This is a genomic window from Pseudomonas sp. Eth.TT006, assembly GCF_054456575.1.
The window spans coordinates 14,035-33,214 of the sequence record NZ_JBTJEN010000021.1; the positions used below are offsets into that span (position 1 = coordinate 14,035).

At 60.8% G+C, this 19,180-nt stretch carries 20 protein-coding genes; all 20 read right to left on the reverse strand.

The genetic code is table 11. The features are described 5' to 3' along the window. Positions 1 to 92 precede the first annotated feature (92 nt). Positions 93 to 1,091, reverse strand: coding sequence for an ADP-ribosylglycohydrolase family protein (locus ACXR0M_RS24685; protein WP_458834263.1), 999 nt, complete (start codon positions 1,089 to 1,091; stop codon positions 93 to 95). Next, positions 1,088 to 1,801, reverse strand: coding sequence for a GntR family transcriptional regulator (locus ACXR0M_RS24690; RefSeq protein ID WP_458834264.1), 714 nt, complete (start codon positions 1,799 to 1,801; stop codon positions 1,088 to 1,090). Before ACXR0M_RS24690 ends, ACXR0M_RS24685 begins: the two co-directional genes overlap by 4 nt. 577 nt (positions 1,802 to 2,378) lie before the next feature. Continuing rightward, positions 2,379 to 3,347: an L-arabinose ABC transporter permease AraH gene (araH, locus tag ACXR0M_RS24695; RefSeq protein ID WP_027612371.1), complete on the reverse strand. Its 969-nt coding sequence runs from the start codon at positions 3,345 to 3,347 to the stop codon at positions 2,379 to 2,381. A 12-nt stretch (positions 3,348 to 3,359) separates the two neighbouring features. Then, positions 3,360 to 4,904 (reverse strand): L-arabinose ABC transporter ATP-binding protein AraG, encoded by a 1,545-nt coding sequence (araG, locus tag ACXR0M_RS24700; protein WP_458834265.1) that lies wholly within the window; start codon positions 4,902 to 4,904, stop codon positions 3,360 to 3,362. Between the two features lie 32 nt (positions 4,905 to 4,936). Then, positions 4,937 to 5,941: a substrate-binding domain-containing protein gene (locus ACXR0M_RS24705; protein WP_458834266.1), complete on the reverse strand. Its 1,005-nt coding sequence runs from the start codon at positions 5,939 to 5,941 to the stop codon at positions 4,937 to 4,939. Between the two features lie 145 nt (positions 5,942 to 6,086). Next, on the reverse strand, positions 6,087 to 6,905 hold the full coding sequence (locus ACXR0M_RS24710; RefSeq protein WP_458834267.1) for an SDR family oxidoreductase: 819 nt from the start codon (positions 6,903 to 6,905) through the stop codon (positions 6,087 to 6,089). Positions 6,906 to 7,175: 270 nt separating this feature from the next. Beyond that, positions 7,176 to 8,051: an SMP-30/gluconolactonase/LRE family protein gene (locus ACXR0M_RS24715; protein WP_458834268.1), complete on the reverse strand. Its 876-nt coding sequence runs from the start codon at positions 8,049 to 8,051 to the stop codon at positions 7,176 to 7,178. Positions 8,052 to 8,185: 134 nt separating this feature from the next. After that, positions 8,186 to 8,902: a FadR/GntR family transcriptional regulator gene (locus tag ACXR0M_RS24720; protein ID WP_458834269.1), complete on the reverse strand. Its 717-nt coding sequence runs from the start codon at positions 8,900 to 8,902 to the stop codon at positions 8,186 to 8,188. 137 nt (positions 8,903 to 9,039) lie between these two features. After that, entirely contained in the window at positions 9,040 to 9,600 is a 561-nt protein-coding gene (locus ACXR0M_RS24725) for a DUF1285 domain-containing protein (protein ID WP_458834270.1), read from the reverse strand. 15 nt (positions 9,601 to 9,615) lie between these two features. After that, a complete protein-coding gene (locus ACXR0M_RS24730; protein ID WP_458834271.1) occupies positions 9,616 to 10,221 on the reverse strand; it encodes a DUF4823 domain-containing protein in 606 nt (201 codons plus the stop codon). A gap of 170 nt (positions 10,222 to 10,391) precedes the next feature. Next, on the reverse strand, positions 10,392 to 11,360 hold the full coding sequence (locus ACXR0M_RS24735) for a GTP 3',8-cyclase MoaA (RefSeq protein ID WP_458834272.1): 969 nt from the start codon (positions 11,358 to 11,360) through the stop codon (positions 10,392 to 10,394). 136 nt (positions 11,361 to 11,496) lie between these two features. Beyond that, on the reverse strand, positions 11,497 to 12,135 hold the full coding sequence (locus tag ACXR0M_RS24740; protein WP_090285183.1) for a TetR/AcrR family transcriptional regulator: 639 nt from the start codon (positions 12,133 to 12,135) through the stop codon (positions 11,497 to 11,499). Positions 12,136 to 12,595: 460 nt separating this feature from the next. Next, positions 12,596 to 13,381 carry a TatD family hydrolase gene (locus tag ACXR0M_RS24745; RefSeq protein WP_458834273.1) on the reverse strand — a complete coding sequence of 262 codons (786 nt, stop codon included), beginning with the start codon at positions 13,379 to 13,381 and terminating at the stop codon, positions 12,596 to 12,598. Positions 13,382 to 13,395: 14 nt separating this feature from the next. Beyond that, the gene (locus ACXR0M_RS24750) at positions 13,396 to 13,752 is read right to left on the reverse strand and encodes a PilZ domain-containing protein (protein WP_458834274.1); all 357 of its coding nucleotides are present in this window, start codon (positions 13,750 to 13,752) and stop codon (positions 13,396 to 13,398) included. A 56-nt stretch (positions 13,753 to 13,808) separates the two neighbouring features. Further along, positions 13,809 to 14,792, reverse strand: a complete 984-nt coding sequence (locus ACXR0M_RS24755) for a DNA polymerase III subunit delta' (RefSeq protein ID WP_458834275.1) — start codon at positions 14,790 to 14,792, stop codon at positions 13,809 to 13,811. Continuing rightward, entirely contained in the window at positions 14,785 to 15,417 is a 633-nt protein-coding gene (tmk, locus tag ACXR0M_RS24760; RefSeq protein WP_458834276.1) for a dTMP kinase, read from the reverse strand. The genes ACXR0M_RS24755 and tmk overlap by 8 nt, the downstream gene beginning before the upstream one ends. Positions 15,418 to 15,436: 19 nt before the next feature. Then, complete coding sequence (gene mltG / locus ACXR0M_RS24765; RefSeq protein WP_458834277.1) at positions 15,437 to 16,627, reverse strand: endolytic transglycosylase MltG; 1,191 nt, start codon at positions 16,625 to 16,627, stop codon at positions 15,437 to 15,439. 3 nt (positions 16,628 to 16,630) lie between these two features. Beyond that, positions 16,631 to 17,446, reverse strand: a complete 816-nt coding sequence (gene pabC / locus ACXR0M_RS24770; protein WP_458834278.1) for an aminodeoxychorismate lyase — start codon at positions 17,444 to 17,446, stop codon at positions 16,631 to 16,633. Beyond that, entirely contained in the window at positions 17,446 to 18,690 is a 1,245-nt protein-coding gene (fabF, locus tag ACXR0M_RS24775; protein ID WP_458834279.1) for a beta-ketoacyl-ACP synthase II, read from the reverse strand. The genes pabC and fabF overlap by 1 nt, the downstream gene beginning before the upstream one ends. Positions 18,691 to 18,798: 108 nt before the next feature. After that, entirely contained in the window at positions 18,799 to 19,035 is a 237-nt protein-coding gene (gene acpP / locus ACXR0M_RS24780; protein WP_003175607.1) for an acyl carrier protein, read from the reverse strand. Positions 19,036 to 19,180 lie beyond the last annotated feature (145 nt).

A 19,180-nucleotide genomic window follows, 5' to 3' on the forward strand; every position in this document is an offset into this window, starting at 1 on the left:
GCTGGCAAGCCAGCTCCCACATGTCCAGAGTGAACCTTAAGGTATGCACTATCCCTGTGGGAGCTGGCTTGCCAGCGATGGCGTCAGTTCAATCAGCGCAAGGCCAATAGCCCCTGCACCAACGGTTCAAGCTCCAGATGATTGACCGCCTTGACCGTGGCAATCATCGGTGCCGGCCAGCTCTCCAGGCCCAGGCAGGCCCCGAGCATCGCGCCCAGAATCGCCGCGATGGTGTCCGTGTCACCACCGAGGCTGGCGGCCATGCACAATGCCTCGAACGCATTCATCTCGCCGATCGCCACTTGCTGCGCCAGGGCGAACGAGACCACCACCGACTCCTGCGACGCTACTGATGTACCGATCACGTCGTACAGCAGATCGGCGAGTAACGCCTTGTCACTGTCGACGCTGATGGTCCGCGCCCAGCCGATGCGCGAAGCGATGCGTCCGCCAGCGACCCAATGCCCGTGGGTTTCTGCCTGTTGCGCAATCTGCTGGCCGAGGTTCAGCGCCTCGCCCAGATCCACGCCGTTGATCCCGGCCGAAACCACCGCCGCCACCGCCGCCGCGCTGGAAATGCCCAGTGTGGTGTTGTGGGTGACCTGACAGGCTTGTACCACGGCGGCGATGAAGCGCTGCGGATCGGCAACATCAGCGGCGATCCCCACCGGGGTGATGCGCATCGCCGCGCCGTTGGTGGTGCCATAGCGCCCGGCCTCTTCCGGCGAGTGGCCGGCGAGGATCATTTCAATCGCACGCTTGGTCGACGGCCCGAGCAGATCCTGCGAGCCCTTGGCCTGCATCTCGGCTTCCCATTCGATCAGACGCTGCGCGAGGATCGCCGGCTCGATCCGGCCCTTGCCTTCGAGCAGCAACTCGCCGACCAGAATCGCCTGTTCGGTGTCATCGGTGATCGAGCCTTTGGGCATATTGGCGGCGATCGGTTGCAGGGGGCCGGCGTCCTGCAGATCGCTGATGCGGCCGAAACGGGTCTTGATCGTTTCGCGGCTCAGCGATTGTGTGGGCATGCCCAGCGCATCGCCGAGGGCCAGGCCATAAAACGCACCGAGGGCGCGGTTGAGGGCGTTCATTTCGACTCTCCGAACTGCAGGTGCAGGCGGAAATGCACGGGATCGAGCAGGCTTTCGACCTGCTCCATGAAGCGGTTCTGCCGGTCGTAGGTGGTGCGCAGAGCCTTGAGGAAAACCGTGCCCACCGGACGCCCGAGCAGTTCGGCGTCTTCGGCATTCAGCGGTTCGGCGCCGATCCATTGATCGCCGCGCTCGCCGATGTAGCCATAGGCGGCCAGGGTGATGGTCAGCGAATTGTCGATCAGACCGACGCGCGGCAGGCTTTCCAGGCCGCCGGTGGCCGGCATCAATGAGCGTTCGAGGGAGACCAGCGTGCCGTCGTTGGAGCGCCGACGCCGGTCGAGAGTGATGAATTGGTCGGTGCCGAAACGCGAGAGCAGATCGGGCCGGGTCACGGCTTCCAGCCGCAGCACTTCGGTATTGATCAGCACCCCGCTGTCGGCCAGCGCCTGCGCCCAGCCGCTGCGCTGGTCGAGTACCACCCCGTCGAAGGTGACGATCGAGCCGACGCCGCTTTGCGTGGCGATGTAATTACGCCGCTTCAGCTCGGCCAGCGCCTCGCGCAGCGTGCCGCGGCTGACTTGGAATTCCTGAGCCAACTGATGTTCGCCGGGCAACAGAAAGCCGTCCTCCATGAGGCCGCTTTCGATGCGCCGGACGAGCTCGTCGACCACCCGTTGTTTCTTGTCAAATCGTACCTGTCTAATCATGTACAAATTGATACCCGAAACGGGTGTGGGCGGGCAAGGGAAATTTGGGGGTCGTGACGAAAGGCGGGAAGATCAAAAGCCCCCCTCACCCTAGCCCTCTCCCGGAGGGAGAGGGGACTGATCGAGGAGTTTGTTCTACTTACATCGACCTGAAATATCGAGTCGAACTCAGGTTTTGAAAATCCAGGAGATCTGCTCCCTTTCCCCTCTCCCGGAGGGAGAGGGAACTGATCGAGGAGTTTGTTCTATTTACATCGACCTGAAATATCGAGTCGAACTCAGGTTTCGAAAACCCTGGAGATCTGCTCCCTTCCCCCTCTCCCGGAGGGAGAGGGAACTGATCGAGGAGTTTGTTCTATTTACATCGACCTGAAATATCGAGTCGAACTCAGGTTTCGAAAACCCTGGAGATCTGCTCCCTTCCCCCTCTCCCGGAGGGAGAGGGAACTGATCGAGGAGTTTGTTCTATTTACATCGACCTGAAATATCGAATCGAACTCAGGTTTTGAAAACCCATGAGATCTGCTCCCTTCCCCCTCTCCCTCTGGGAGAGGGCTGGGGTGAGGGGCTCTTGATCTTAGCGTTGTTTCAGGCGGTCAATCACCACGGCCAACAGCAGAATCGAACCCCGAATCACGTACTGATAAAACGTGTCGATGTTCTTCAGGTTCATCGCGTTCTCGATGATCGCCAGAATCAGCACCCCGGCAATCACATGGCGGATCATGCCGATGCCGCCGCTCAGCGACACCCCGCCGAGCACGCACGCGGAGATCACGGTCAGTTCGAAACCCTGGCCGATCATCGGCTGCCCGGAGGTCATGCGCGAGGCCAGAATCACCCCGGCCAGCGCGCCGATCACACCGTGCACGGCGAAGATGATGATTTTGGTCCGGTCAACGTTGACCCCGGCGAGCAGCGCTGCTTCCTGGTTGCCACCGATGGCCATGGTGTTGCGCCCGTAGGTGGTGTAGTTCAGCAGCCAGCCGAAAAACAGGAAGCAGACGATGGTGATCAGGATCGGCACCGGCACGCCGAACAACTGGCCGTTGCCGAAGACGAAGAACGATTCCTGCGAGACGCCCACCGCTTTGCCGTTGGCAAAAATGTAGGCCAGACCACGGACGATCTGCATGGTCGCCAACGTGGTGATCAGCGCATTCACCCGCAGCTTGGCAATCACGATGCCGTTGATCAGCCCGACAATCAGGCCCATCACCAGCGCCGCGCTGACCCCGAGAAACACGCTGTTGGTGTCGCGCATCACCACTGCCGCCACCACCCCGGCGCAGGCAATCACCGAGCCTACCGACAGGTCGAAATGCCCCGACGCCAGGCAATACAGCATGGTGCACGCGGCAATGCCGGTGGTGGAAATCGCCAGGCCCAGCCCGCGCATGTTCAGCGGCGAGAGGAAGTTATCGATCAGCAAGGTGCAGGCGACGAAAATGCCAATCGCTGCCAGCAGCATGACCCAGTCGTCGAGGAAGCGCCGCAGGTCCAGCGGTTTGCGGGGAGTCGGCAGCGCCTTGTTTTGGATGGTCATCATGTTCACCTCTCAGTTCGCCACGCCGTCAGCGCGATGGCGCGGCAAAGCCAGTTGCAGCAGGTTGGATTCATTGGCCTGGTCGCGGCTGACTTCGCCGCGCAACGCGCCTTCGCACAGCACCAGAATGCGGTCGGAAATGCCCATCACTTCCATCAGATCGCTGGACACCACGATCACCGAAATGCCGTCGGCGGCCAGGTTATGGATGATCTGGTAGATCTCGGCCTTGGCGCCGATGTCGATGCCGCGGGTAGGTTCGTCGAGCAGCAAGACCTTCATCGGCATCGACAGCCAGCGACCGAGAATGGCCTTCTGCTGGTTGCCGCCGGAAAGGAATTTGATCGGCTGCCCGGCATGCGGCGTCTTCACTTTCAGCGCCTTGATCTGCTTGTCGGCGTTGCCCTTCTCCCACAGTCCGCGCAGCAGACAGCCGAGACTGGCATTGGCCCCGCGCGCGCTGATGTTGATGTTCTCCGCGACGCTGGCCAGCGGGATGATTCCCTCTTTTTTGCGGTCCTCGGGACACAGCAGAATCCCGGCGGCAATCGCGTCGCGCGGCGAGCGCAGCTTCAGTTCATGACCGCGCAATTCCAGGCGTCCGGCGCTGCTGCGTTCGAGCCCGCTGAGCAGCCGGAACAACTCGGTACGCCCTGCGCCGACCAGGCCGAACAAACCGAGAATCTCGCCCTTGTGCGCTTCGAAACTCACCGGTTCACGCAGGCCCGGACCGAGCAGACCATCGACTTTCAGCGCCACCGCACCACGCGGGCGGCTGCGGTAATCATAGATGTCCTCGATATCGCGCCCGACCATGCAGGTCACCAGTTGATCATGGGTCAACTGGCTCATGTCGTCGAAGGTGCGCACATAGCGGCCATCCTTGAACACCGTCACCGCGTCGCAGATGCGGAACACCTCTTCCATGCGATGCGAGACGTAGAGCACCACTTTGCCCTCGTCACGCAGGCGCCCGATGATCGCCATCAAACGGTCGATCTCGCGGGCCGAAAGGCTGCTGGTCGGCTCATCGAAGGCGATCACATGCGCGCCACGGGACAGCGCCTTGGCGATTTCCACCAGTTGCCGCTGGCCGAGCGACAGGCGCCCGACCTTGGTCTGCGGATCGATTTCATCAGCCAGGCCCTTGAGGCAGGCCAAGGCGTTCTGGCGCAGGATGCCGCGATTGATCAGGCCGAAACTGGCCGGCAGATGGCCGAGAAACAGGTTCTCGGCCACGCTCATTTCCGGCACCAGATGCAGCTCCTGGTGAATCACCGCGACGCCACTGCCGATGCTGTCGGCGGTCGACTTGAACGCCATGGTCTGCTCGCCGATCTGCAACTCGCCGCTGCTCGGGATGTAGGCCCCGCCGAGGATCTTCAGCAGGGTCGACTTGCCGGCGCCGTTCTCACCCATCAAGGCATGGACCTGCCCCGGGTGGGCGACGAAGCTGATGGCGTCCAGCGCCTTCACCCCGGGAAAGGTCTTGCCGATCCCGTTGAAGCGCAGGCTGCCGCCGCTGCTGCGTTGTTGTGTCTGTACTTGCGCGTGCATAAAGCCACCTCTTTACACCGTTCGTGCCGCGATCAATTCCACAGGCCGATTTTTTCCAGCTCTTGCTTGAAGTTTTCGCGGGTGATCAGGGTGACGTCGTCCATCGCCGTGTACTTCGGTGGCTCTTTGCCGGTGGTGACCCACTCGTACATCATCTCGGCGGTCTTGTAGCCTTCGATGTGCGGGCTCGGCAGCATCGAACCGAAGAAGCCGCTGTTGGGTTTTTTCAGCTCGCCGATGGCGTCGGTGCCGTTGATGCCGATGCCGATCACGTTGGTTGCAGCGAACCCGGCCGCTTCGGTCGCGCGCACGCCGCCAAGCACAGTGTTGTCGTTCATGCCGCCGATGATCAGGTTCTTCGCCGCACTCGGCAGTTTCACCAGCGCCGAGTTGGTGGCGTCCATGCTGCCCGGCACGTCGAGGGTCTTGAGCGCGGCGAACAGGATGTGATCCTTCGGCAGGCCGGCGTCTTCCAGGGATTTGACCGAACCGTCGGTGCGTTTCTTGCCGGTGTCGAGCTCGTTGTAGGTGTTGACCACCGCGTAGGTGTCTTTCCAGTCCCAGTTGCGTTTCTTCGCTTCGGCGACCATCGCGTTGCCCTGCTTCTGGCCGACTTCGAACGCGGCCATGCCGAGGTACGGCACGTCCTCCATGAACTTGCCGTTGGCGTCGACAAAACGGTCGTCGACGGCAATCACTTTGAGGTCATTGAGTTTGGCTTTGGCCATGATTGCCGGACCGAGCGACACATCCGGCGGGCAAATCACGAAGCCCTTGGCGCCGTTGGCGGCGAGGCTGTCGATGGCCGAGAGGGTTTTCTCGCCGTCCGGCACGGCAATCTTGATCAGTTCGAAGCCCTTGTCCTTGGCGGCCTTCTCGGCGAAGGCCCACTCGGTCTGGAACCACGGCTCTTCAGCCTGCTTGACCAGGAAACCGATTTTCACGGCATCGGCGGCCAACAGCGAACTGCTCAGGCTGAACGCGGTGACCGCCAGCGCGGCACTGCACAGGGTACGAATTCCGAATCGACGTTTCATAAGCTGACTCCTTGTTATTTTTTTTGAGCATGTTTTTGAAAAGCTTGGTGTGGTGTTACTGGGTATTCCTGCAATCTGTCGACAATAGTCATATCGTATGATGATTGGATTTCAGGCGTACTTTAACGCCTTAAGCCCGATCCGCTCAGTCGTGGTACATCACCGAGCGCCCACCATCGATGGTGATGCATGAGGCATTAATAAAGGGTGCTTCATCACTGGCCAGAAACACGGCGGTCATCGCCACTTCAATCGGCTGGCCGATGCGTTTGGGCGGGTGCAGATCGAATGCGCGTTGACGCTCGGCGTGCGGGTCGGCAAAACCGTTCCAGTAATCGACGTTCAGTTGCGTCTCGATGTAGCCCGGGGCGACCGCGTTGACCCGAATCCCCTGCGCCGCGTACTCGATGCCCAGCGCCCGGGTCAGTCCGAGCAGGCCGTGTTTGGCCACCGGATACGGGAAGCAGCCGGGAATGATATGGCTGGAATGGGTCGAGGCAATGTTGATGATGCTGCCGACGCCTTGCTCGATCATCTGCGGCAAAACGGCTTTGCAGCCGTACCAGGCGCCGTCCAGGTCGATGGCGAAGCAGCGGCGCCAGTCCTCTTCGGTCATCTGCAGCGGGTCGCGGAATACGTTGACCCCGGCGCAGTTGACCAGCACATCGATACGCCCGTGCAACTCGACCGCGCGTCTGGCCATGGCGTGCAGATCCTGCTGGCGCGACACGTCGGCCTTGATCGCCTGGACGTCGGCACCCTGCTCGCGCCAGTGGGCGGCGACCTTCTCGACCTTATCCGCCTGAATATCGCTGATCACCAATTTTGCTTGCTGCGAGGCGAAGCTGGCGACGATCGCTTCGCCGATGCCTTGGGCAGCGCCGGTCAACAGCACGACTTTGTTCTTCAGACGCTCGCCCCTCGGCGGTGCGGGCACCGGCGGCAAGGTAAGAGGTTCAGCCATGAATCAGGACTCCTGTTTGTTCAGCACAAAAAAACCGGGCATCTGCCGATGTCCGGTCTGGAAGGCTGTGAAAAACAAACAGGCAGGCGCGGCGAGCGACGCCGGGCCGTTGCGAAACGCTGACTCCGCTGGGGAGTGCGATGGAAATTCGCTGCATCACTTCACCTGTTTTGTTTTTTTAAGTGTGAGTGCGTGTTACTGCTGGAGCCGACTATAAACCCGACCGCCAAATAATCTCAATATATAATTTTGCATCCCATATTTTGGGATTTAACCCGCAAATCGCGTGCAGAGCTTGCCCGGCACGTCGACCCGCATTGACAGCACCGCGCCATCCAAAGGATGGTTGTGCGGACTGCGCGCGCTGGTGATGTACAGGGTTTTCAGGTCTTCGCCGCCGAACACGCAGCTGGTCGGACGGCGGACCGGCAAATCAATCCTGCGCTCGACCTTGCCGTCCGGTGTCAGGCGCAACAGGCAACTACCGTCCCAACGAGCGTTCCACACGTAACCTTCGGCATCCATCGCCGAACCGTCAGGCCCGCCCTGCCCGTCCGCGCCGTACCAGAGCTCGGGAGCGCCGAGCGTGCCGTCGGTGTGAATGAAATAACGATTGAGCGTGCCATCGAGACTGTCGCCGAACAGCAACCTGGTGTCGCCGTCGCTCCACAGCAGCGTGTTGGGAATGCCCAACCCAAGCAGAAGTGGCGTGACGCGCTTGTCAGGATCAATGCGGAACAAGCCACCGGAGCGGCGCTCGATCGGCAGGTCTTCACCGTTGTCGCCGATGTTGTTTTGCATGGTGCCAAGCCATAACCGGCCCAAGGCATCGCAACGCGCTTCGTTGGGCCGATTGCCCGGTTGCGGATCGGCGATGCAGAACAGGGTCAGGCGTGGTTCGAGGCCGGGGGAATCCAGATCGAGGCGATAGACGCCGCTGCTCAGGGTCACCAGCGCATCGCCGCTGGCACAGGGAATAAACGCGGAAACGTGCTCGGGCATCTGCCAGATCTGCACATTGTCGCCGATCAGCCGCAGCGCCTGTTTGCCGGCGATATCGACCCAGTACAACGCCTGCGTCGGGGCGTCCCAGAACGGGCCTTCACCGAGTCGGGCGCGGTGTTGGGTTACGGCGGTCCACGTCATGGCAACTCCTTGGATCATATTGTTTTCACTGTGGGAGCGAGCTTGCTCGCGAAAGCGGAGTGTCAGTCAACAGTGAAATATCTGACTTGACGCATTCGCGAGCAAGCTCGCTCCCACAGGGGATGTCGGTGTGTTCAGCTGGCTTTTCTGTCGGCCATGACTTTCGGGTAAAAACGCTTGATCGCCAGGTCGGCGTTGTCAATCAGGGTCATGCAAGCCCACACGCCGCGCGCGGCATCGCGGGTGGCGATGGCGTCGGCCATGTCCTTGTGAATCGGCAAGGTGCGGCGCAATTCGTCGGGGTCGGCGGCGGACACTTCAAACGACACCGCGAGCAGCGCACCGAGGGCCGGGACCATTTGCTCGATGAACTGATTGTGGCTGGCCGCCAGAATGCATTCGTGGAACACCTGGTCGGCGCGGTTGTAATCGATGCCGCTATCCACCGCCCGCTCCAACGCGTTGTAAGCCAGTTGCACTGCTTCGATCTGCGCCAGGCTGGCGCGTTCACACGCCCAGCGCACGGCCATTGGCTCGATGGTGCGGCGCAGATCGAGCAGGTCGTCGACAAAGTTTTCCGGCAAGCCATTGCGTGACAACCAACCGACCACTTGCGGATCGAACAGGTTCCAGCGCCGCACCGGTAATACCCGGGTGCCGACTTTCGGCCCGACTTCGAGCATGCCTTTGGCGACAAGGGTTTTGATCGCTTCGCGGATCACCGTACGACTGACGCCGAGCTGCTGGCCCAGATCCGCCTCGACCTTGATCGTCTGCCCCGGTCTGACCTGGCCGGCAGCGATCCAGCTGCCCAGCCAGTCGACCGTTGACGCATGAAAGCTGCTGGACATGAAAACCTCAAGGCGAGTCGCGATGGGTGAACACGCTAATGATCATATGATTGGCTGTCAACGACAAAAAAGATCGCCGCCTTCGGCAGCTCCTACAGGTATACGTCATGCAGGAGCTGCCGAAGGCTGCGATCTTTTCAAGGTTCAAGGCCGATGCGAAAGAACTCGCCGCCACTCCACACGCCGAGCCAACGCTGCCCGTCGATTTCGCGGCTGACCGCCAGTTCCACCAGTTGGTAGAACACGTTGCGGTGGATCAGCGCTTCGAGGTTACTGCGCACGTGCACGTAAGGCGCGGGTTCCTGGGTCTGCGGATCGATCTCGACGCGGATCGGATGTTCCGGCCCGGCCTCGGCGGTCTCTTCGACGTTGGTGGTGAAACGCAGCAATTGCGCCTCGCCCTCGCCTTCGACTTCCACGGCAATCGCCACGAATGGCGCATCGTCAACCGTGATCCCGACCTTCTCCACCGGAGTAATCAGGAAGTAATCATCGCCATCGCGGCGGATGATGGTGGAGAACAGTTTGACCATCGGCTTGCGCCCGATCGGCGTGCCCAGGTAATACCAGGTGCCGTCGCGGGCGATGCGCATGTCGATGTCGCCGCAGAAGTCCGGGTTCCACAAGTGCACCGGCGGCAGGCCTTTGGTTTTGGGGATCTGTCCCAACAGGTCATTGGCTTTTTGCGGGCCACTCATGGCGTACTCCTTGGGTTATTGGTCGCCGACTCCCAGCAGGCTGCGCGCGTATTGCGCCAGTGGCGGGCCGATCAGGTCTTCCGGCTTGTTGTCGTGGAACGTCAGTAAACCGCCACGACTCTTGATCCGTGCAGTATCAATCAAATACTGGGTGCTGGTCTCGATCAACATGATCTGAATCACCCCGCTGTCGATGCCCAAGCGATCCACGGCTTCCTCATCGAGCCACTCGTCGGAGTTGCCGATGCGGTCGTCAGCCTTGGCGAAACGGGTGTACAGCAGGTAGTGAGCGCCGGCATCGCGGGCTTCGCCCATCGCCTGATCAAGACCCTCCGGCGCCCGCGCGCGGCGGACCATCGGGAAGTATTCGACAAAGCCCTTGAAGGCTTCTTCGGCGACCACGTTCGGCCGCGGGTAGGAGCCACCCGGCGGCGCAAAAGCGCCCTGGGCGATGTAAATGAACGAGTCCGGCTGAATGCGGAAGTTGTTCACCCGGCGGCTGTCACTGTGATCCAGCAGCCCCGCGTCGCTCATCTGATAGCGAGTGCCTTCGGCCATATCGCTGACAGTCATACAGCCGCCAAGCGCCAAAACGGCCAGCAGCAAAACCAGGCTACGCATCCTCATCCTCCAGAAGCCGGTGACGGAAAACCGGCGAATGGCCGTTGAATGCAGCTTTTGCGCCAGCTCAGGATCTTCGGGGGTTTATAAAATGCATTCGCGAGCAAGCTCGCTCCCACAGGGGAACACATTCCAAAGGTGGGAGCGAGCTTGCTCGCGAAAGCGGTTGATCAACCGCCGATAATCTTCATGACGGTAGCGCCACCGGAGAACGCCACTTCCTGCTTGTCGCCCAGCGCCTTGACCAGCAAGCGCTGCAATGCCGGCAGCGCCTGATGGCGTGGTTTGTCGAGCAGGTCGCCGACATAGTGGCGGTTGCTCGACGACAGGCAGCCATGCAGCCAACCGGTCGAGGACAGGCGCAAGCGCGAACAGGTGCGGCAGAACGGCACGCTTTCGTTGGCGATCACGCCGAAATGACCGACACCAGGAATCGCGTAACGCACGGCGGTAGCATCTACCGGCGCATCGGCCTGGGCGTATTCGTAGCGCTCGCCGATCAGGCTCAGCAATTGTTGCAGGCTGACGAACTGTTGCAGGAAGGCATTGCCGTCGCTGGCCAGATGGCCCATACGCATCAACTCGATGAAGCGCAGCTCGTAGCCGCGCTCCAGACAGTATTCGAGCAGCGGCATCACCTGATCCAGGTTCTGCCCGCGCAACGGCACCATATTGACCTTGATCTTCAGCCCGGCGGCCTGCGCCTGATCCATGCCATCGAGCACGGTGGCCAGATCGCCGCCACGGGCGATGCTGCGAAAGGCTGCCGCGTCGAGGGTATCGAGGGACACGTTGATCCGGCGCAGACCGGCGTCCACCAGCAGCGGCAGTTTCTTCGCCAGGAGTTGACCGTTGGTGGTCAGGCTGATGTCGTCCAGGCCCATCTTGCCGACGGCGCTCATGAACGATTCGAGTTTGGGGCTGACCAGCGGCTCACCGCCGGTGATGCGCAAGCGCTCGATGCCGGCGGCTTCAATCAGGTAGGCCACGCCGCGTGCCATGGCCTCGGCCGACAGCTCATCCTGCGCAGCCACCAGCCGCTTGCCATTGGGCACGCAGTAGGTACAAGCGTAATTGCAGGCGGAGGTCAGGCTGATGCGCAAATTGCGAAAACGCCTGCCTTGACGGTCAACGATCATGATCACTCCGGCGATAGAATTTCGAGCCGCTAAAACTTGACTCACAACTCAAGTTTTAGCAAGCCCTATGCCTGAGTATATTCCTGCGGTACTGCGTCATGTTCGAAATCATGGCGCAATAAGGCCGCTGAATGATTCAGCTGCTCGGCGTTTCCGGATCACGCTTGCGCTTGTTGCCCATGCGCACGCCGATGTCCATCAGGAACTGGAAGAAACCTTCCTGATCTTCCAGCACGTTGCTCCAGAACGGCGAGTGATACAGCGCCACGGCGCCGTGCACCAGCGCCCAGGCCGCGCAATAGTGGAAGTACGGCGGCACGTCTTCGAGCTTGCCTTCGCTGATCCGGCCCTTGATCAGCAAGGTCAGGCGTTCGAAGTTCGAGGCACGGATCTTGTGCAGCTCCTCGACCATTTCCGGCACCTGATTGCCTTTTACGACCTTCTCTTCGAGACGATCGAACAGGCGATAACGCTGCGGGTCGCGCATGCGGAATTCGAAGTAGGCACGGGACAGCGCTTCCTTGTCCTTGTCGACATCGGCCGAATGCAGCAGCTCGTTCAAATCGCGCTCGTAATCGAGCATCAGCCGCAGATAGATCTCGGCCTTGGATTTGAAGTGCTTGTAGATCGTGCCTTTGCCGATACCCACGGCATCAGCAATCATCTCGACGGTGACACTGTCTTCACCTTGTTCGAGGAACAGCTTGAGCGCGGTATCGAGAATTTCTTGCTCGCGGCGACGAAACTCACGGACCTTACGGGGTTCTTTGTGCATAAGAAAAGGTCTGTAGGGGTCAAAATTCGAAGCCGCGTATTATGCCTAACTTGCACAAAAATGCACGGATCATCCGACCATATCTGTGTTTCTTGTTCATTTTGCGAACGCGCGGGGTGGAATGAGAACTCAACTGAAGCGCGCGTATTCCAAATTTGTTTAAAAACTCCGACCGGCTAACTGGACTGCACGCCAGACTGATCAATACTTGAACTGTCGGGCGGCATCTCCCCCAAGTGCCGCGCCGGTAAAGGTACCAAGGGACCGCGTGCCTTTGTTTTACTCCTAATGGTCTTAACCCGGATTCACCCCCCAGAACCCGGGTTTTTTTTGCCTGCGATTTGGCGCAAATCCCTGTCACTTACGCACATCGCACCCTGTAGGAGCTGCCGCAGGCTGCGATCTTTTGATCTGTTTTTTTAAAATCAAAAGATCGCAGCCTTCGGCAGCTCCTACAGGATCAGGTTTCTACATGGGCCAGCGGAAACAGGCGCTTGAAGTTCTCGGTGGTCTGCTCGGCAAACCGCTCGTAGTTTTCCCCGCGCAGCATCGCCAGAAACTCCGCCACCTCACGCACGTACTGCGGCAGGTTGGGCTTGCCGCGATACGGAATCGGCGCCAGGTACGGCGAATCGGTCTCCACCAGCAAACGGTCGGCCGGCACTTTGCTCGCCACATCGCGCAGGGCATCGGCATTGCGGAAGGTGACGATGCCCGACAGGGAAATGTAATACCCCATGTCCAGCGCGGCTTTGGCCATGTCCCAGTCTTCGGTGAAGCAATGCAGCACTCCGGCCTGGGGCAGTGCAGCCTCGCGCAGCAGGTTCAGAGTGTCGGCACGGGCGCCACGGGTGTGGATGATCACCGGTTTGCCGGTCTGCTGCGCCGCTTGCAGGTGCAGACGGAACGATTCCTGCTGCAATTCGGCGGCCTCCGGCTCGTAGTGGTAATCCAGACCGGTTTCACCGATCGCCACCACTTTCGGGTGATCGAGTTCGTGCAGCAGCCAGTCCAGCGCCGGCGCAGCGCCCGGCTGCACATCCAGCGGATGCACGCCGACCGAGCAATCGACATCGGCATAGCGCTCGGCGAGGGCTTTGACGTCGGCCGCATTGTCGGCACTGACGCCGATACACAGGAAGTGCCCTACCCCGCGTTGCCGGGCGGCATCGAGTGCGGCATCCAGCGAGCCGTCATGGGCGGCGAGGTCGAGGCGGTCAAGGTGACAATGAGAATCTACGAGCATAAAAGGGCTGCAACTTACATCGTATGAGTGGGACGGTCGGACTTGAGGGCTCCGGCCAGATGGGTTTCGATGCGACTGCGGGCGGTGTTGTCGCCATCGTTGAATTGCACGCCGACACCGGCGGCACGATTGCCCTGCGCGCCTTTGGGCGTGATCCACGCGACCTTGCCGGCGACCGGTATCTTTTCCGCCTCGTCCATCAGGTTCAGCAGCATGAACACCTCGTCGCCCAACTTGTAGCTTTTGTTGGTCGGGATGAACAGGCCGCCGTTCTTGATGAACGGCATGTAGGCGGCGTACAGCACCGACTTGTCCTTGATAGTAAGGGACAGAATGCCGTTGCGCGGCCCCGGGCTCATGGGTTCATTCATGTTGACCTCCTCTGCTGATCTTCAGAGTCTAGGCGCACACAGCCGTTCCGGGGCGATTAACGTCGGCCCGGCAAACTCGCCCATTGCACCAGCAACGCTTCCAGCAACAAGGCCGGATTGAGGTTGGCCTTGCTCAGAACTTTCTGCCGCTGCGCGAGAATCCAGTCCTGAATCTCGAGGACTTTGCCCTGCGCGCTTTTCTGCGCCAGATACTGCACGACCTTGCGCATGTCGGTCAGACCCAGGCCGTTTTCATCCTCGGTCAATTGATAACGCAGGATCAGGCTCGACCAGTCACAGAACCAGTCGAACAGGCGCAGCATGGGAATGTTTTTCCATTCTTCGGCCAGTTGCGTCGGCGATTGCTGCTGTTTGAGCAACTTCTTCACGCCTTCGACCACTTGCGCGCGCTGCTCGCGCACGCCCTGAGCCTGCAGGCTGACCGCCGCCAATGGCGAACCCGCCGCCAGCGTCAGCAGTTCGACGCGCTCTTCTGCGGAACATTCCGGCAGGGCCTGTGCCAGCCATTGCAGGCTCATGGCCTCGCCCGGCAACGGACACGCCTGCTGCACGCAACGACTCTTGATCGTCGGCAGCAAACGGCTCGGCTGGTGGCTGACCAGCAACAGCACAGTATCACCGGAGGGCTCTTCGAGGCTTTTGAGCAAGGCGTTGGCGGCGTTGATGTTCATCGACTCCACCGGTTCGATCAGCACCACTTTGCGCCCGCCCAGTTGCGCGGTCTGCACCACGAAGCTGACCAGATCGCGCACCTGATCGACCTTGATCGCCTTGTCGGCCTCCTCCGGCTCAAGGATGTAGTTGTCCGGGTGGCTGCCAGCGTTGAGCAGCAGACAGGATTTGCACTCGCCGCAGGCCTCGGGCGTCGGCCGCTGGCACAGCAGGCTGGCCATCAACCGTTCGGCGAGCGCGCGCTTGCCGATCCCGGCCGGGCCATGCAGCAAGTACGCATGAGCATGCTGCTTACGGCCGGCCAGTTGCTGCCAGAGACTGTCCTGCCATGGATAGGCCTCAGCCACGGCTCAACTCCAGCAGACGCGGCAATAGCGCGTCCAGTGAGCGCTGCACGTCGACCAGCGGCTGCCCGGCATCGATCCGCACATAGCGTGCAGGATCGGCTTCGGCCCGCTTGAGAAACGCACCGCGCACTGCTTCGAAGAACGCCCGGCCTTCGAGTTCGAAGCGATCCAGTCGGCCGCGAGCACTGGCACGGGCCAGACCGATTTCCACCGGCAGATCAAAAATCAGTGTCAGATCGGGGCGCAAATCGCCCTGGACGAACGTCTCCAGTGTCGCGATACGTTCCAGCGACAAACCGCGACCGCCGCCCTGATAGGCATACGTCGAGTCAGTGAAACGATCACACAACACCACCGCGCCACGGGCCAGTGCCGGGCGGATCACCTCGGCCAGATGTTGGGCGCGGGCGGCGAACACCAGCAACAGCTCAGTGTCGGGGTTCATGACTTCGTCGGCGGGGGCCAGCAGCACATCACGAATACATTCGGCCAGTGGCGTGCCGCCCGGTTCGCGGGTCAGCACCACTTCAATACCTTCGGCGCGCAGACGCTCGGCGAGGTATTCGCGGTTGGTGCTCTTGCCGGCGCCTTCCGGGCCTTCCAGGGTAATAAACAAGCCAGTCACAGGCAGTCCTTAATCAAAGTCATTGCGCGTTTTGCGGTGCCGCAAGCTCTGGCTCGGCAGCAGGCGCCGGCGCAGGATCCTGAGGCGCGACCTGCGGCAGCACTTGCGGCGCAGTATTGGGCGACGCAGCGGGAATCGCCTCTTCGGTCGCGGTGGCCGGTGCAGCCGGAGCATTGGCCGGGGCCGGGCTGGAGCGGTAATCGGCGCGACGCTTGAGTTGGAACTCGCGCACCGCACTGTTGTGCGCCTCCAGATCATCGGAGAACACGTGGCTGCCGTCGCCACGGGCGACAAAATACAGGCTGTTGCCTGGCACCGGATTCAGTGCGGCATGAATCGCTTCGCGTCCGACCATGGCGATCGGCGTCGGCGGCAAACCGGGAATCACATAGGTGTTGTACGGCGTCGGCTCTTTGAGATGGGCGCGGGTCAACTTGCCGGTGTAGCGATCGCCGAGGCCGTAGATCACCGTCGGGTCAGTCTGCAGCTGCATGCCCAGCGCCATGCGGCGCACAAACACGCCGGCAATCTGCCCGCGCTCCTGCGGTACGCCGGTTTCCTTCTCCACCAGCGACGCCATGATCAGCGCTTGATAGGGCTCGCTGTAGGGTGCGTCCGGCGAGCGGTTTTCCCACTCCTTGGCCAACACCTCGTCGAGGCGGTCGAAGGCTTTTTTCAGCAAATCGACGTCGGAGAAACCACGTACGAAACGGTAGGTATCCGGGAAGAACCGACCTTCCGGGAACAGTCCGCGATGGCCGATTTTCTCCATCACTTCGCTGTCACTCAGGCCCTTGAGGGTCTGTTCGATCTTGTCATCCTTGGCCAGGGCGGCGCGGACCTGATGGAAGTTCCAGCCCTCGACCAGGGTCAGGCTGTATTGCACCACTTCGCCACGCTTCCACAGGTCGATCAGACCGTTGACGGTCATGCCCGGCTGCATGCGGTATTCGCCGCTATGGATCGGCGTGCCAGCCAGATTGAAGCGCCAGTAGATGCGCAACCAGAAGGCATCCTTGATCACGCCGTCGGTTTCGAGCTCAAGAAAGGTACGGGTCGGCGTCGAGCCTTTCGGCACATCCAGCAGTTCTTCCTGCGTGATGTTCAGGGGCTGTTCCAGCGCCGAATGAATCTTCCAGGCGCTGGCGCCCATCAGCAGCCCTGCCAGAACCAGTCCGGTTTCCAGCAGCAGCAAGAGTTTACGTCTCACGTATCAGGCATCCAGTAGAGCGCGGGAAATGGTTTGCAGTTTACGGGTGAGCGGGCCAACCGGCCAGCTCAGCGCAGCGTAGGCACGTACCGGCCAGACGCCATACACGCTGTTGCAGATAAACACTTCATCAGCCCATTGCAGCTGTTCGAGGCTGATGTCGCTAATTTGGGTGGGGATGGCCAATGACTCGGCCTGAAACAATATTTCAGCACGCATCACACCGGCAACGCCGCAACGCCTCAGATCCGGCGTGATCAATACGCCGTCGCGCACCAGAAACAGATTGCTGAACACACCTTCGATGACGCGTCCGGCCTGATCAAGCATCAACCCTTCGGCATGCTCGCTGTCGCGCCACTCGGCACGGGCGAGCACTTGCTCCAGACGATTCAGATGTTTGAGCCCGGCCAGCAGAGGCTGGTTCGCCAGCCGCGTGACACAGGGAAACAGACGCACGCCTTGTTCGCCATGCGCGGCAGGGTAAGCAGCAGGCGGATTGCCTTGCAGAATGCGCCGACCCGGCGCTGCAGGATCGGGCGCATAACCACGCAGGCCGTCGCCGCGGGTGAGAATCAACTTGAGCACGCCCTCGCCCATCGCCGCCGCGTAGCTCAGCAACTCCTGGCGGACCCGCTCAAGATCAGCCGCGAGGGCCAGACGCGCGCAGCCCTCGGCCAGACGCGCCAGATGACGGTCCAGCAACACGGGCTGGCCACCGTGCACGGCAATGGTCTCGAACAGACCATCACCGTAAGCCAGGCCGCGATCTTTCAGCGACAGAGCGTCAGCCGGCTGACCGTCGACCCAGCTGTCCATCAGCCAGCGAACCGACGGAACGCCAACGTGCCGTTGGTGCCGCCAAAGCCGAAGGAGTTGGACAGTACGACGTCGATATCCATGTTGCGCGCGGTGTGCGGCACAAAGTCGAGATCGCAGCCTTCGTCCGGCTCTTCGAGGTTGATGGTCGGCGGCGCCACCTGGCTGTTGATCGCCAGTACGCTGAAGATCGCCTCCACTGCGCCCGCCGCACCCAACAGGTGACCGGTCATCGACTTGGTAGAGCTGACCGCCAGCTTGTAGGCGTGCTCGCCGAACACCGACTTGAGCGCATTGGCTTCGGCGAGGTCGCCAGCCGGCGTCGAAGTACCGTGGGCGTTGATGTATTGCACCTGATCGGCATTGATCTTCGCATCGCGCAGGGCGTTAGTGATGCAGCGCGCTGCACCGGCGCCATCGGCAGGTGGCGAGGTCATGTGGAACGCATCGCCGCTGGTGCCGAAGCCAATCAGCTCGGCGTAGATGGTCGCGCCGCGCGCCTTGGCGTGCTCGAGTTCTTCAAGTACCAGCGCGCCGGCACCGTCGGACAGCACGAAGCCGTCACGGCCCTTGTCCCACGGACGGCTGGCGCGGGTTGGCTCGTCGTTGCGGGTCGACAGCGCACGGGACGCGCCGAAGCCACCCATGCCCAGACCGCACGCGGCCATTTCGGCACCGCCCGCGATCATCACGTCGGCTTCGTCGTACATGATGTTGCGCGCCGCCATGCCGATGCAGTGCGTACCGGTGGTACACGCCGTGGCGATGGCGTAGTTAGGCCCCTGCGCACCCAGGTGGATGGACAGGAAACCGGAAATCATATTGATGATCGAGCCTGGCACGAAGAATGGCGAGATTCGACGCGGGCCCGTCTCATGCAGGGTACGGCTGGTTTCTTCGATGTTGGTCAGACCGCCAATGCCCGACCCCATGGCCACGCCAATGCGTTCACGGTTGGCGTCGGTGACTTCCAGCCCGGCGTTGCGCACCGCCTGAAACCCCGCAGCCAGACCGTACTGAATGAACAGGTCGAGCTTGCGCGCTTCCTTGACCGACAGGTATTCCTCGACATTGAAGCCCTTTACCGAGCCGCCAAAACGGGTGGAATAGGCAGAAAGGTCGGTGTGTTCGATCAGACCAATGCCACTGCGGCCAGCCAGAATGCCCTGCCAACTGCTCGGCACATCCGTGCCCAGTGGCGACAACATACCCATACCGGTGACTACGACGCGTCTACGCGACACAGCACTCTCCTTTTTCAAATGACGACTTTGCATCAGGCCTAAAGAAAAAACCGCACGCCATGATGGCAGTGCGGTTTTTCCATGACAGCAGACAACGATTACAAACTATTACGCCTGGTGGCTAGTAACGTAGTCGATTGCAGCTTGTACAGTAGTGATCTTCTCAGCTTCTTCGTCAGGGATTTCGGTCTCGAATTCCTCTTCCAGAGCCATCACCAGCTCAACGGTGTCAAGGGAGTCGGCACCCAGGTCTTCAACGAAGGAAGCGGTGTTGACCACTTCTTCTTCTTTAACACCCAGTTGCTCGGCAACGATTTTCTTGACGCGCTCTTCGATGGTGCTCATACCTTGTTTTCACTCCTAATGGACAAATTCAGGCAGCTGGCCAGTGGGTAAGTGTATAGAAAGGCTTTTCAGCTTTTCAACTGAAAGCTTCATTCCTCGAACCCTGCGGCCACCTGCCTATAAATAGATTGCAGCTTTATAACGG

Excerpts from the sequence above, each read along its gene's own strand:
- ACXR0M_RS24685 (WP_458834263.1), bottom strand. The coding sequence starts at position 1,091 with ATGAACGCCCTCAACCGCGCCCTCGGTGCGTTTTATGGCCTGGCCCTC.
- ACXR0M_RS24690 (WP_458834264.1), bottom strand. The coding sequence starts at position 1,801 with ATGATTAGACAGGTACGATTTGACAAGAAACAACGGGTGGTCGACGAG.
- araH (WP_027612371.1), bottom strand. The coding sequence starts at position 3,347 with ATGACCATCCAAAACAAGGCGCTGCCGACTCCCCGCAAACCGCTGGAC.
- araG (WP_458834265.1), bottom strand. The coding sequence starts at position 4,904 with ATGCACGCGCAAGTACAGACACAACAACGCAGCAGCGGCGGCAGCCTG.
- ACXR0M_RS24705 (WP_458834266.1), bottom strand. The coding sequence starts at position 5,941 with ATGAAACGTCGATTCGGAATTCGTACCCTGTGCAGTGCCGCGCTGGCG.
- ACXR0M_RS24710 (WP_458834267.1), bottom strand. The coding sequence starts at position 6,905 with ATGGCTGAACCTCTTACCTTGCCGCCGGTGCCCGCACCGCCGAGGGGC.
- ACXR0M_RS24715 (WP_458834268.1), bottom strand. The coding sequence starts at position 8,051 with ATGACGTGGACCGCCGTAACCCAACACCGCGCCCGACTCGGTGAAGGC.
- ACXR0M_RS24720 (WP_458834269.1), bottom strand. The coding sequence starts at position 8,902 with ATGTCCAGCAGCTTTCATGCGTCAACGGTCGACTGGCTGGGCAGCTGG.
- ACXR0M_RS24725 (WP_458834270.1), bottom strand. The coding sequence starts at position 9,600 with ATGAGTGGCCCGCAAAAAGCCAATGACCTGTTGGGACAGATCCCCAAA.
- ACXR0M_RS24730 (WP_458834271.1), bottom strand. The coding sequence starts at position 10,221 with ATGCGTAGCCTGGTTTTGCTGCTGGCCGTTTTGGCGCTTGGCGGCTGT.
- ACXR0M_RS24735 (WP_458834272.1), bottom strand. The coding sequence starts at position 11,360 with ATGATCGTTGACCGTCAAGGCAGGCGTTTTCGCAATTTGCGCATCAGC.
- ACXR0M_RS24740 (WP_090285183.1), bottom strand. The coding sequence starts at position 12,135 with ATGCACAAAGAACCCCGTAAGGTCCGTGAGTTTCGTCGCCGCGAGCAA.
- ACXR0M_RS24745 (WP_458834273.1), bottom strand. The coding sequence starts at position 13,381 with ATGCTCGTAGATTCTCATTGTCACCTTGACCGCCTCGACCTCGCCGCC.
- ACXR0M_RS24750 (WP_458834274.1), bottom strand. The coding sequence starts at position 13,752 with ATGAATGAACCCATGAGCCCGGGGCCGCGCAACGGCATTCTGTCCCTT.
- pabC (WP_458834278.1), bottom strand. The coding sequence starts at position 17,446 with ATGGACAGCTGGGTCGACGGTCAGCCGGCTGACGCTCTGTCGCTGAAA.
- acpP (WP_003175607.1), bottom strand. The coding sequence starts at position 19,035 with ATGAGCACCATCGAAGAGCGCGTCAAGAAAATCGTTGCCGAGCAACTG.